This is a genomic window from Streptomyces sp. JLBT605 (assembly GCF_058215555.1).
This window is the reverse complement of sequence record NZ_CM177087.1, coordinates 3,051,708-3,065,138: the sequence shown is the minus strand read 5'-3', so window position 1 is coordinate 3,065,138 and position 13,431 is coordinate 3,051,708. Positions and strand designations below refer to the sequence as shown.

Below are 13,431 nucleotides of genomic sequence, written 5' to 3'. Positions count from 1 at the left end.
CACCCCTCGGAACGTAACGCCCCCGGTGCCGGGAGCCGGCGCGGTCAGTCCGCGCGCCGGATCCGGGGGAAGGCGGGCGCGGCGGCCAGCAGGACCCAGGTGGTGAGGGTGAACGGCCAGGTGAGGGTGCGACCGCCGAAGGGCCCGAAGTACGCGTTCGCGGCGGCCGTCAGCACGGTCGCGGCCCCCACCCCGATCAGCGCGTAGACCATGCTCGACGCGCGCGGGGCGAGGAAGAGGGTGCCCAGCGCGATGGCCACCAGGACCGCGTTGTAGCCGTAGACGCCGACGGCGACGGCGCCCGGCGGCGCACCCATCGCCCAGGCCATCATGACCGCCGTGGCGCTGCCCAGGACGGCGGCCAGCCCCTGGCGGATCCCGGCGACGAACAGCCCGGCCAGGATGATCAGGCCCACGTACCAGTGCGCCGACAGGGTGACCTGGGCGATGTTGGCGAAGAACCCGTGCCACAGGTCGGTCCAGGTGTAGCGCGCGCCGGGGATGGCCATCACCGGCAGCGCGGCGGGGCTTCCGCCGTGCCAGGCCCGGGTGAAGGCAGGCGCGGCGGCCACCACCAGCCCGCAGACCGCGCAGAACGCCGAGGTCAGCACCGGCAGCTTCCAGGGTGCCAGCACGGAGCTCAGCGCCGCGTAGAGCAGGACGCTGACGACCGCGCCGCCGACGGCCAGCAGATAGGTCGAGGGGTAGTCGCCCAGGAAGACCAGGAGCCCCATGCCGGTCAGACACCCGCTGAAGCCCTGCACGCCCAGATCGAGGCTCTCCCGGTCGACACCCAGCGCGTACGCGGTCGCCAGCGCGGCCACCGCGCCGAGCAGCCCGAAGAGTCCGACCTGCCGGCTGCCCACGAAGATCGCGATCAGGATCAGGCACCCGGCCGCCGCGTTCGACTGCAAGGTGAGCTGGGAGAAGCTGCGGACCAGTTGCAGGGCCAGGCGGGCCGGGCCGGTCGGGGCGGCGGCCGGAGCGTTCTGTGGCGGCGCGGTGTCCCGGGTGTCGGAAGTGGTCATGGTCTCTCCAAGTCGCTCCGGATGCACTGGGGGTGGGCCCGCCCGCGGCAGGGAACCGCTCAGCCGGTGCCGCCCGCGGCGCACGACGGCGCCGGCCTGGTGACGGGACCGGCGGCCGCCCCCACGGTGCGCAGGACCGCGGATTTCACCGAGCCGGCAAGGCGCAGGTCGAGCGCCGCGGACGCGTCGGGAGCGATCTGCCACTGCCCGCCGTCCTCACGGACGGCCAGGACGTGCCCGCTCGCCAGGTGCGCCCCCGCCCCCGAGAACCAGCCGGCCTCGCTCGGATCCCACCAGCGGTCCCCGACCCGGATCACCTCGTGGTGCACCAGGGTCCGCCCGATCCACGCCACCCCGGCCTGTGCCTCGTTCCAACTGGCCTGCCAGTGCGGGGGAGCCAGCGGCTGGGTCAGCAGCGCGGCGCGGGCCCGCACGTGCGGGACGCCCTCCTGGAGGAGCACCGCCGCCGCCACATCGGCATGGACCCCGCAGTCGCCGGTGAGCTCGCCGTGCTCGGCCAGCTCGCACCAGTACGCCGGCCACTGCACCGGCCCCCAGCGGAAGAGTTCCGGGACGGCGGCGAGCGCGGCGCCGATGTCGTGGAACTGCGTGAGCCGGGCGAACACACCGTGCCGGACCATCGCGCAGCAGGACTTGGGATGGCCGGCGATACGGGACAGCTCGATCCGGTCGAACCGCGTGAGCTCCTCCAGCAGACCGGTCATGACTGCCCCAGTTCCCGCGGCGCGGTTCCGCGCCCGAAGTCGTAGGCCATCGAGGTGTCGTACGCCCCGCACATGCCGAACGCCAGGTAGTCGCCCTCCTGGACCCCGGTGAGGTCGAGGCGGACCGCGAGCACGTCGTGCTCCATGCAGGACCGGCCGAAGATCGTGTTCCGCCCGGGCGGCAGCGGCACCCAGCGGGAGCCGTCGAACCGGGCCACCGGGTGCGGGTGGAACGGCGCCTCGGGCATGTCGCCCTCCGCCGCGTCGACCACGATGTCGCTGCTGCGGTGCGACTCCTGGCGCACCAGCACCTGGGTCACCACGGCGGCCGACGGCTGGCTCAGCACCTTCCCCGGCTCCAGCACCAGCGTCGGGTCCGACTCCCGGGCGACGGCGGGCCCGTGCGCGCGTACGTACTCCAGTGCCGCCCGCATGTCCGGCAGGTCGTCGGGGTGCCAGCCGCCGCCGATGTCCAGCACGGCCGGGGGATGGCCGAACTGCTCGGCCAGCGGATCGGCGGCCCGCAGCGACGCCGCGCAGGCCCGCTGCCAGCGGGAGACCCCCAGGACGCTCTGGGCGAAGTGGAAGTGCAGCCCCCACTGGGCCCCGAGCCGCCGGGCGAGCGTACGCAGCAACCGGGACGCCTTGGCCATCACGTCCCGCTCGTGCAGCGGGATGCCGAACCGGCTGGCGAAGCCGGCGGGCGCGACGCGGATCCCGATGACCTCGGCCTCCAGCTGGAAGCCGCTGTCCAGCAGGGTGTGGAGCCGGTGCAGTTCGCCCACCGAGTCGGCGAAGAAGGCCCAGCAGCGCACCCGGTCGGTGGCCGGCCACCACTTCGCCGGCCCGTTGAGCACGGCCTGTTCAGGAGCCAGGCCGTAGCCGGCGGCGGCGTCGAGCTCCGCCAGGCTGATCGCCTCGGCGACCAGACCGAGCCGCGCGGCCTCCCGCAGCACCTCCGGCTGCGGGGAGGTCTTCACACTGTGCGCGATCAGCACCTTGCCCAGCCCGTCGAGCTGCTGCCGCAGTGCCTCGACCCGCTCCGTGAACAGCGGAAGGAGCAGGTGCCGGCGCGGCGTGCCGCCCTGCCCGGGGGGCTCCAGCAGCGCCTCGAACCCGCTCTCCTGGGGGGCGCTGACGACCCGGCTCTCGATCGTCTCCTCGGCCGCCGCGTCGCGTTCGGACGGCAGCAGGCGCCGCTGGCCGAGGGAGGGCATCCCCGAGTGGTTCTTGTCCGCCGGGCGGGACAGCCCGCCGGCGACCCAGTGGAAGGGGGCGATCCCCAGCCCCGGATGGACCGGGATCTCCTCCACCACCCGGGTGAACCCCGGCGTCAGATGCCGCTCCGGATCGGCGGCCCGCCCCGCCACCAGAGCGGCGGGCAGGTTGGCCCCGCACACCGAGGCGCCGTGGATCCAGGCGGGCAGCCGCGGGTTGATCTCCATCAGGGTGAGTTCGCCGTCCCAGCCGCGGATCAGCTCCAGCTCCGCGCCGCCGTTCCACTCGGCCTCCTCGACCAGCGCCGCCAGACGCTCCCGCAGCGGCCCGGGCACTTCGGCGACTTCACCCGCCCAGGTCTTGCCCTCGCCGGTGATCACCGCCTTCGTCACGAAGACCGCGTCCAGGAGCCGGCCGTCCAGCGCGCAGAACGCGATGCTGCACTCCTGCCCGGCGACGTGCCGCTCGACGTGCCACGCCCCGCCCCAGGTCCGCTGGACCACATCCCCCAGGTGCAGCGCGGCGCCCGCGGTGTAGGCCCGATACGCGTCGTAGTGCTGCCCCTTGACCCACACCCCGAGCGGCGACCGGCGGATGAACCGGTCGACGGCCGGCCAGCTGGTGTCGGTCTCGTACTCCGTGACCCGCACACCGAGCCGTTCGGCGGCCTCCACGGGCGGCTTGCACACCATCTCCAGGGCGGTCTTCGGCGGTCCCAGGATCCGGTCGTGCGAGCCCAGCTCCCGTGCCAGCAGCCGGACTTCCAGATCCAGACAGGGGATCAGAAACGCGTCATCGGGCTCCAGCAGGCGGCTCATCTGCTCGGTCCAGATGGACAGGTGCGCCTTCTTCCAGGACGGCAGGCACACCAGGTCGTCGAGGAGATCGGAGTGCAACCCCGAACTGTCCGCCATGTAGTCCAGTCCGACGATCCGCAGATCGGGCCAGGCCAGACGGAGGGACCGGGCCACGCTCAAGCCTGGTGACGGGTTCGGGCCGCTGTGCATCCCGCTGATGAAGACCGTGCCGACGGTGGTCGCGGGACGGGCCCACCGGGCCATTCCCTTCGGCGCCTCAGGTCTTGCGACATCCCGGCTTACGCTCACTGACTCGCGTCGAGTACGTGCTTGAAGCCCCATGCCGACAACATCAGCAGATGTCCGACACCCCCGCACCCGGTGAGATCCGCCAGGGTGAGCCGCACCACATGCCCGGCCATCCACCCCCGGAAACGGATCAGGGGCCCGACCCGCGATGCGGATCAGGCCCCTGACCTCGGTGTTTCACCAGTCGGGGTGGCGGGATTTGAACCCACGACCTCTTCGTCCCGAACGAGGTTCGGTCGCTGATCTTGCCTGCGCGGATGGTATTCGCGCTGGTCAGAGGAGTGGTCCCGGCCGGTCCGGCGTGGTGTGGGAGGGGCTTCGGGAGCGGGTCGGCTCCCAAATGGCTCCCAGGGCACTTTCCTCGTCAGCTACTCCAGGGTGCTCTACGAGGTCGCTCCTCTCAAGATCTCCGTCCACGCGGTTGCTGGAGGATGCCCATCCGCTCACGCAGCGCTCACGCGGTCAGCGTCTACTCGACCCCGTCGACACCGCTGGGGATGAGTGCAACCAGATCATCCATGGCAACCGGGTACTTGTCCTTCTTGAGGTCCGTGTACGTCCGCAGCGCCCTGGACACCTGGACCTTCGTGCGCGGGGCCAGATGGATGATGAGGAGGTTGTACAGGAGTTGTAGGTGGTCCTTGCCGCTGGCCATCTTGCCATTGGTCCGGCCGTCGGGGGTTTCGATCCACATGGCGGAGAACGGCGCCGCGACCATACGCCAGTCCAGGCACGCGAGCCGCTTCATGATGTCGTCCCACCCGAGCGACTCCTGCTCAAGGATGTGCCGGACAACCTTGGCGACGGTCGCCTGGACGGCAGGGCGCATGAGTGGATGGCCCGAACCCTCCCGCCCCTTCGGGGCGCGGACATCCTTCGGCGACTGCGCGGCGAGGTAGCGCTGGCGCAGGTTGCCGCAGGCATCGAGGAAGTCGTCAAGCCGACTGGCAAGGGTCTCGTAGCTCTGATCGAGAAGCTCGTCGGTGGCGCGCTGCTTCGACTCGTCGGCCGTGCAGGGGAGGTCGAAGCCGATCTCCTTGACGACGTCGTAGAGCACGCCGATGGTGCTCCAAGCGGGGCTGCTCGGGCCGATCGAGCGCTGCGCCAGAACAATCCTTCCGTCGTCGCCGACCTTACTGAAGACGAGGACGACCTTGTCCTTGCTCAGGAACGGGTGGTCGTCCAGGAGGCGCCTGGTGAGGATTGCGAAGCTGTCGTCCTCGTCGAGGGCGATGTTCTCCTGGGTACTGGTGCTCTTGGCGTTGCGGTTGATGTTGGTGAACAGACGCCGAGTGCGCTGACGGCCTTCGGACGTGTCAAAGTGAGGCACGACGATCACGCTGATGTCCTCGGCACCGAGCTCGGGGTTCCGCTTGATCGCATCTTTGATGGCCTTGAGGCGGTGCTGGCCGTCGAGCGCGAAGAACTGCTGGGTGCCGTCGAAGGTAAGGACGCCGAAGTTGCGGTCGATGCCATTGAGAATGGCCTGGTTCTCTGCCTCAGAGTCCATCTCGAGGGGATGGTAGTTGGCGTCACCGCCCCAGACGGCGACAATGATGGCGCCGAGGAACCGGTTCTCGTTGGTGAGCAGGTAGTCGGTGATCTTGTCGGTACGGTCGCCGACTCCGCGCTGGATCATGGTGCCGAGGTCGCGGTTGCCGCCGAGTTCGTGGGCGAAGTTGATCTCTCGGGCCACCTGGGCGTAGCTCATCAGGCAGGAGTAGTAGGTCCAGTTGCCCACCTTGGCTTCGAAGGCAGGGACAAAGGTTTTAGACGGCAATGGAGTACCTCGATCGGGCTAGTCAGGACGGAGTCAGGGCCGGAGGGCCGGGCGGGGGTTAGCGCTGACCCGCGCGCGGAGCCGTGGACGGTTCTGGCTGTTGAGCGGCGGGTTGTAGAGGTTGATCAGGCGGCCTTCCAAGTTTCTGATCTTGGAACGGTCCTCGACAGTGGCGAACCAAAATTCCAGCGGGCGCAGAGCGAGGTAGTGGGTCAACCTCGCGGCCCTCGTCGTGGGTGGTTCCTGCGTCCACAGGGCTTCAGGATCACCGCGCAGGTGCTTCCGGTAGTCCTTGAACCGGTTCCGGATCGTGTTGCCGCCCTGGCCGGATCCGCCGGCCTGCCCGATGTAGAGCACCTGGTGAAAGCTGCTCTCTGAGCTGTCCGCCATGGTGAGCCGGATAGACGGGCGCCAGACAAACATGTACAGGCCAGATCGATCGGGGAGGACGTCTGTCAGGCTCTCGGCCGCGACGTGCGCTTCCCATGGCGATGCGTCCGCCCTCAGGTCGTCCTGCAGCACCTTGTGCGCAGGGACATCCAGCATCGGGGCTATCCCTAACTGGATCTCCAGGGCGGGGCTGCTCTCGGCGCTGTGTCGGATGACGGAGCGTATGAGGTCAGGTGTCGTCATGCCGCAAGCTGCTCCCGCTGCGCTTGAGAATCATGGGGGGCATCCTCGCACGCGCCACTGACATGTGACGTCTAGAGACAGAAATGCGCTGGTGTGTGACGTCCCGTCACACACCAGCGCTTCCGCGGCGTTTGCCGTTGGGCTCACAGATGGCAGACCGCGCAGCCTGCCTCGTCGTCGTCCTCGTCGTGGGCGTCCGCGAGTATCTCCAGGAGCGGGCGGTTCGGCTTGACGCGCTTGGCGGCGCGCTCGAGGGCGGCTTGGTGCTTGGCTTCGATCTCTTCGCGGCGGGCGATGAGTTCGTGGAGCGACTCACCCTGGGACCATGTGTACTGCCGGTCCTGCATCGCAGTTTGCCGGTAGTTGACCTTCTCTTCGTAGGCTATGGCCTTCTCGAACAGCTCGGGGTGCCGGTCGCGGAGGCCGACCCACTCGTGCTTGCGCTGGAAGAAGCAGAAGTAGCAGCCGGAGCGGGTGCGCCACTCGTAATAGGCAGGCAGGCCGATGCCGGCTTCGTCGAGGATGCGGTCGACACCGGCGCGGTCGATGCCGTCCTCACGGAACGGGAAGACGGCGGTGATGTTGGGCTTGGTGCTGACGTAGCCGAGGCGGTTCTCGTCGGCGCGGATGGCGACGTACGAGACCACTTCGTCGTCGCCGACCCACTCTTCCAGGGGCTTGATCTTGAGGTTCTTGGTGCACCAGCGCATCTGGGGGCTGGGCAGGGTGCCTTGGTAGACCTCGAGCCAGTGGTCGAAGTCTCGGCTGGCGTTGAGGCGCATGATGGGCTTGCCAACGGCGGCCTCAAGTCGGTTGAGGTACTCGTAGGTCTCGGGTAGCTCGGCGCCGGTGTCGCAGAAGAAGTACTCCATGTCGGGGACACGGTCCCGCATATAGATGGCGAGAGCGGAGGAGTCTTTGCCGCCGGACAGGCCGAGGACGTGGCGCTTCTCGCTGCCGGAGCTGTCACTGGAACTCACAGCATTCCTTCCTTCCTAGCGATCGTGGTGGCGCCGTCCGCAGCAGCCAGGCGCTCAGCCAAGGCTGCAAGCAGGATGCGGGCTCCATCGGGACCGAGTGCTTCTTCAGCCTGCCTGATGACACTGACAACGAGTTCGTCGGCCGTGTGGCGGGACTGCTTGGGCACGTGGATGAGGGCGCGTTCTTCGGTGCCTTGCGGAGTGGTGAGAGTCAGCAGGCGGGTCTCGATCTGCCGCGCAGACGGTGTAGATTCCTGCTCGATGACGGGTGCCTGGCGTACGTGGTAGAGGTGTCCGACGCGGTCGAGGGCGCTGGCGACCTCCTTGGCCTTGCGGGAGAAGCCCTCAGCATCGGCGTCCGTCCAGTCTCCGAGGGCCTTGTTCGCCAGGCGGATGACGATTGGGTCGAGCCAGTCCTCGTCCGGGAGGCTTTCATCGAGGGCCCGGGAGACAAAGCCTTGCAAGCTGAGTTCCAGGGGGGCGTCGGCGAAGCCCCGGAGCCGCTCGGCGAGGCCGATCCTCAGCTCCCGGATTTCGGAGGGGAGGCGGAACTTCTTGCCGAGCGTTGCAGCGACTTCCTGGCGCAGACTTGCGGCGGCGCCGGATAGATCGTTAAGTCCACTGGTCAGGTCGGCCACGTACGCCTTGGCTGTCTCCTCGTCCTTGGGCGCATCGATCCTGATCTCGGGGTACCCGAGTGCCTTGGGTAGGGAAGTGAAGATCAGCTCGTCCGGGTCGGTTGCGCTCGACAGAAGCCCGCGGATTGCCAGGGCCTGCTCGCTGAGTCTCCTCGTCTGCCGGGAATAGGGGTCGAGGACCATCACTCGCTCCAGGATGGTGCGTGTGACGGCGAGGAGGAGAGGGTTGCGCGCCGAGCGCGAGCGTGGAACGTCGACCCTGAGAACCTTAGCAAGGCTGTTCACCACGAGATGGCGCTGTCCGCGGCCGACTGGTGCGGCCTTGACGGTGAAGCGGTGGGGGTAGTCGACGGTCAGCCGTTCGACGATCTCAGGGGTCAGGCGCGGACAGTAGTTCCCCTCTTCGAACAGGGCAATGTCCTCCGCGCGCAGGATTAGAGCGGCCACGACGAGAATGGGCACGACTCCAGCCTTGACGCCGTAGGGCGGCGCCATGAGCTGGTGGTAGATGTCCACAATCGGTGTAGGCCGCTTGGCGTCAGTCAACGCTTCGTCGAGGGCTTCCCAGGCTGCCATGACGCTGGAGTTCTTCTCCGGGTTCGGCCGCGCGATGCCGTGGGTGAGGATGCTGTCCTGCCCGCCGCCACTGCTGGCTTCCCCGGCGAAGCGGTGCAGACCGAGGTACTCGACAACGCCGTGGTACATGGCGCGTTCGGCGGAGTATCGCTTCTCGTCGAATCCGAGGAGGGGGAGACCGGAGCGCTGGATCATCGCGGTAAGCAGCTCGCGGCGGGTCTTGGCGCCGTTGCTGGTGAGCTGGTGGCGGCCGGCCATCTCATTGCGGATGTGAGGGGTGAAGGGGTAGACGCGCTCGCATGCCTGGGAGACGAGGCTCGAATAGCTGCGGGCCTCGATGATGGCATCAGGAGCGTTGTCGGTCTCGGTACCCACGTGCCACAAGCGCCAGGTGGAGTGTGCGCTCCGAGGATTGAACACCTCTTCGAGCAGGGTTCCGAGACTCTGGGAGATGTCGGTGATGCGTTCGGTGATCTCTCGTGCAGCGACATGGTCGATCGTGTCGTCGTCGAGGAGTTCCTCGAGTGCCACGAGCTCAATGCCAGCTTGGAGGACCCTCTCTGGGTGCTCTGTAGTGCCTACCAGCACGGGCAGGGGGGAGTTGACCGCGGGAAGGGTGTCGAGAGGGCCGAGGTGAAACACGACGAGACCGTTCGCCGCGTCCTTGACGACTTCGGGTCCGTCGATCTTGTCGTCACTGGGGCTGACGGCGGTAACGAAGTAGCGGAGCATGCCGGTCTGCTGGCTGTGCTTGCCAGCCACCACCGCGTCGGGAAGCACGGCACCGAGGTGCTTGCTGAGGTAGCTGACGACATCTGCCGGCTTGACCCGGGCGGCGTTCTCCTTGACTCGCGCGTCGATGTCGACATCGGTGCCCTGCCACACCCGGTACTCGTTGCTGTACTCGCGGTGGACGAGGAAGCCGTCCTCGACGAGCTTGCCCAGACGCTCTTGCAAGGCGGTGTAGAGCTCGGGATCAGCGGCATCGACCGGGTCCTGCAGCGCCAAGTGGATCATAGATGGGGTGGCGCGCAGCAGGCCGTCGGCGTCAATGAGGTTGAGAACGCCGATCGCCTTAAGGACATCCTGGTCCTCAGAAGAGAGCCCGTGGGCCTCGGTGAGCCGCATGTCGATCTCCAGCCAGCGGCTGGCCTTCGAAGAGGCCAGGATGGTGGTGCGGCCGGAGGCAAAGAAGTAGTCGTACAGCTGAGGAAGGCGGATGGTGGAGGCTCGCTCTGGCGTCTTGGACGCACGCTCCAAGGAGCGGCGAACCGTGTTGGGCTCGTCGCTGGCCAGGAAGCCGGTGAGGCTGCGGTCGTGCTGTCCGATCTGAGAGGCCATGAGCGGCGCGGCGACGACGGTAAGAGGGTGCAGGGGGTACAGATCGGCGAACATCTGCGAGGAGATGTCGACGACGGCGTTGAGGCCGCGCAGCGTCCAGGCATCCGCGGCGGCTTCTGCCTGGGCCTGGATGAGGGTGCGTCCCGGTTCGGTGACCTGGCTGAGGTCGAGGCGCCGTCGCATCAGGTGGACGGCGTCGCCAAGATTTGGGCCAAAGGTGATGTCTTCGAAACGCCCCTGAACCTTGGCCCATTCCTGGATCTGCACACTGCTGGAGCGAGCCGCGTAGTCCGTGAAGGCCAGGTGCTGCAGGGTAAGCATGAACAGCGGCAGGCCCGAGGAGCCAGCGCCCTTCTCAGCGAGCCTCTGGAGCAGGAAGACGTCGCTGTCGGCGTCGCCGGTATCGCCGGCAGCCGCGAGATATTCCAGCGTCTTGCCGAACTCGTCGATCATCAGCAACACCGGAGCGGCATCGCACAGCGCGGTAACGGCGTCCATGAGGCTGTCGGCCGTGGGCACCTCTCGTTCAGCGCATACGTCGAACGCTTGGGCAACGGTCTTCGGAAGGCGCGTCTTCCAACGGCGTTCAGCCGCAGTCCGCAAGGCTCGGTGGACCGTCGCTGCAAGCGGCTCGCGACTTGCGGTGGCGACCGCTCCGAGGAACCCGCGCTCGGCAAACTCGTCGCGCACCTGACTCAGACGAGCTGCAGTGTGCGGGTTGCTTGCCGCCACCGCCCTTTCCGCCTCGGCCCGGCGGGCCTTGTCGTGTCCCAGTAGGGCGTCGATGAGGTTCGACAAGGTGGACTTGCCTGAACCATACGATCCGGTGAACGACCAGGCGCGGGTACGCCGTGGGTTCTCAACAGCGTTAGCGATCCGCTCAAGGACGTCGAGGGCGCGTGCTCCGACGTAAGGAGCGTTGAGGTGACGTTCACGTACGTCGCGTTCGAGGTTGGTAGACCGCAGTTCGGATCCAACCAGGGTGATGCCTGCAGGGAGCTGGGCACGATTGTCGGTCATGATCCGATGCTCTCTTCGCTCAGATTGAACTCCTCGACCTGGCGAGGACCCTTCTTGCGTGTGCCCTTGGGCGCGGTACCGACCAGCCCCGGGTACTTGACCGTCCACTCCTGTGGGGTGGGGAAGCCGTGGCGTTCCCGCACACGGCCGTAGTACTCGTCCAGTACGTCCCAGGCCAACTCCTGAGGAGGCTTGGCGAAGGCGAGGCTGCGCTGGCCAAGTGCTTCAACGATCTGCAGATCCGGGTGGGTGCCGACCAGAGCTTCGATGGCCTTGGCCAGTTCCGGTTCTCTCATGCGGAATACCCGGCCTGGGGAACCCTGCTCACCAGCGAGCCGAGCGAGGGAGGTCTGGCCAGCATTCGCAGAGAGCCGTGCGGCGTAGTCCAGGCTGGCATAGACAAGGATTGCTGCGGGCAGGTTCGAACGAGTGCCGCTGGTGAAGCGCCAGGTGCGCTCCTTGCCCTTACCCCGGCCCTCCAGCAAGCCAAGTTCCTTGAAGGGCGACATCAGCTGGTCTTCGAAGCTGCCCGGGGAGAGAGAATTGACTTCCTGCTCCTGCGCATACATCTTGATGATGCATTCCACGTCGCGCTTGATGGACTCGGGCGCAGGCCGCTTATTTCCAGCGACGTTCTCATTGACATAGCGCGTAATGACGCTCTGCATCTCCTCGGAGGTGGCGCGGGAGCGCGCTGCGAGGTTGAACGTGACGTACCAGCTTGGCACCTGGCACTTGGCCTCAGGCTCAGATGAAAGCAGCCACCAATGCAGCAGCCACAGGCTGCCGGTGTCTTCCAGGTAGGGGTCCGCACCGTCCTCGTCGAGCAGCCAGCGCGCCCGCCACGTCGGCGCGGAGAGAAGTGCGCGGGCCGACGGGTCGCTGTGGGAGTACTCTTTGGTCAGTTTGAACGCCCGCGACCAGTAGCGCATGGCGTGGACCATGTTTTTACCGACTCCGAGCAGGACGGGTGCGTCTTCCCGATAGAAGATATCGGGCACGTCTTTGACCTGCACGTATGCCTTGTGCAACCAGCCGAACCGCGGTGCGAACGACTCGTGCCGGTTGAAGTGGAGGTCGACGGCCTCGGCAAGCGGACTGTCTGACATGCGCGGGGAGCCTTTCCAAGTTCGTGGAGCTCTCGGGAAACAGGAGATTCAGTGCCGAGTGCGGCTTACGGTTCGGTGTCGGCAGCCATCACCGAACGGATCTTCGCAACTGCATCCACGACGGCCTCGACGCCCCGCTCAACATCTCGAAGCGTTGTGGCGTAACCAAGCGAGAACCGGACCGTGGAATCCGCGTCCTCACGGCTGCGGCCCATGGCAAGCAGGACATGGCTGGGGCTCGGGGCGCCCGAAGCGCAGGCACTGCCATCGGACGCTGCTACCTGAGGCATGGCGGCCAGGACGGCGTCGGCGGGTAGGCCCGGGAAAGTGACGCTGGTCACGCCCGGGAGACGCGGCGCTTTCGCTCCGTTGATCCGGCAGCCCGGCACCCCGGCCAGCAGACCAGCTTCCAGCTCGTCGCGGAGCGCGGCGGTCCGAGCGGCCTCCTCGCGCAACTTGAGGCCGGCGGCTTCGGCGGCTGCCCCAAGTCCGACGATGCCAGCGACGTTGAGCGTGCCTGCACGCCAGCCACGTTCCTGACCTCCGCCGATCAATAGCGGGCGGTACGGCAACGAGACGCCGCGGCGTACGAACAGGGCGCCTACGCCCTGTGGTCCCCCGAACTTATGGGCGGACAAGGAGAGCAGGTCGACGTCCATCTCGTTGAGGTCGACGGGCAGTCGGCCGACGTACTGCGTGGCGTCTGTGTGCACCACGGCCCCCGCCGCGCGCGCGGCCTTGATGATGGGCTGCAGGTCGGTGAGGACTCCAGTTTCGTTGTTCGCGAGCATCACCGAAACGAGGGCCGCTCCGCGCTCACCGGCCTCCTCCAGCGCTTGCTCCAGCTTCGCCAGGTCGACGACGCCCTCCGCGTCCACCGGCAGAAGCACGAGGGTATCCGGCGTTCCCTCGGTGATCGCGCGAGCCGCCTCCAACACAGCCGGGTGCTCCGTTGCGGTGGTCACCAGAACCCCGCCCCGGGCGTACGCCGCGCGGAGCGCGAGGTTGTTGGCCTCTGTCGCGCCAGACGTGAAAACGATCTCTCCAGTGGAGCAGTTGAGCAGGGAAGCGAGTTGACGGCGCGCCATGTCAACCCGACTGGCGGCGCCCCGCCCGGCGTGGTGCATGCTTGAGGCGTTGCCGACGCTCCCGAGTGCGGCGAACGTGGCATCGAGTGCCTCCGGGCGCAGCGGCGCGGTGGCGTTGTAGTCGAGGTAGATCACGTCGGCCCCTGCGGGCTCCTCCGCCATATGTGCCCCCTCGTGCAACGGACCTAA

General features: G+C 67.5%; 9 protein-coding genes. All 9 read right to left on the bottom strand.

All coding sequences use genetic code 11. The features are described from left to right. Window positions 1-44 precede the first annotated feature (44 nt). The gene (locus tag AC4BDD_RS13455) at window positions 45-1,028 is read right to left on the bottom strand and encodes an urea transporter (protein ID WP_490691243.1); all 984 of its coding nucleotides are present in this window, start codon (window positions 1,026-1,028) and stop codon (window positions 45-47) included. 59 nt (window positions 1,029-1,087) lie between these two features. Further along, on the bottom strand, window positions 1,088-1,753 hold the full coding sequence (locus AC4BDD_RS13450) for a hypothetical protein (protein WP_490691242.1): 666 nt from the start codon (window positions 1,751-1,753) through the stop codon (window positions 1,088-1,090). After that, complete coding sequence (locus AC4BDD_RS13445) at window positions 1,750-3,942, bottom strand: hypothetical protein (protein WP_490691241.1); 2,193 nt, start codon at window positions 3,940-3,942, stop codon at window positions 1,750-1,752. The genes AC4BDD_RS13450 and AC4BDD_RS13445 overlap by 4 nt, the downstream gene beginning before the upstream one ends. A gap of 604 nt (window positions 3,943-4,546) precedes the next feature. After that, on the bottom strand, window positions 4,547-5,818 hold the full coding sequence (locus AC4BDD_RS13440; RefSeq protein WP_490691240.1) for a DNA sulfur modification protein DndB: 1,272 nt from the start codon (window positions 5,816-5,818) through the stop codon (window positions 4,547-4,549). Between the two features lie 72 nt (window positions 5,819-5,890). Then, on the bottom strand, window positions 5,891-6,490 hold the full coding sequence (locus AC4BDD_RS13435; protein WP_490691239.1) for a hypothetical protein: 600 nt from the start codon (window positions 6,488-6,490) through the stop codon (window positions 5,891-5,893). 143 nt (window positions 6,491-6,633) lie between these two features. Next, window positions 6,634-7,470 carry a phosphoadenosine phosphosulfate reductase domain-containing protein gene (locus tag AC4BDD_RS13430; protein WP_490691238.1) on the bottom strand — a complete coding sequence of 279 codons (837 nt, stop codon included), beginning with the start codon at window positions 7,468-7,470 and terminating at the stop codon, window positions 6,634-6,636. After that, complete coding sequence (locus AC4BDD_RS13425; RefSeq protein WP_490691237.1) at window positions 7,467-11,045, bottom strand: ATP-binding protein; 3,579 nt, start codon at window positions 11,043-11,045, stop codon at window positions 7,467-7,469. The genes AC4BDD_RS13430 and AC4BDD_RS13425 overlap by 4 nt, the downstream gene beginning before the upstream one ends. Further along, window positions 11,042-12,154: a DUF4007 family protein gene (locus AC4BDD_RS13420; RefSeq protein WP_490691236.1), complete on the bottom strand. Its 1,113-nt coding sequence runs from the start codon at window positions 12,152-12,154 to the stop codon at window positions 11,042-11,044. Before AC4BDD_RS13420 ends, AC4BDD_RS13425 begins: the two co-directional genes overlap by 4 nt. Window positions 12,155-12,219: 65 nt before the next feature. Further along, a complete protein-coding gene (locus AC4BDD_RS13415; RefSeq protein ID WP_490691235.1) occupies window positions 12,220-13,404 on the bottom strand; it encodes a cysteine desulfurase family protein in 1,185 nt (394 codons plus the stop codon). Window positions 13,405-13,431 lie beyond the last annotated feature (27 nt).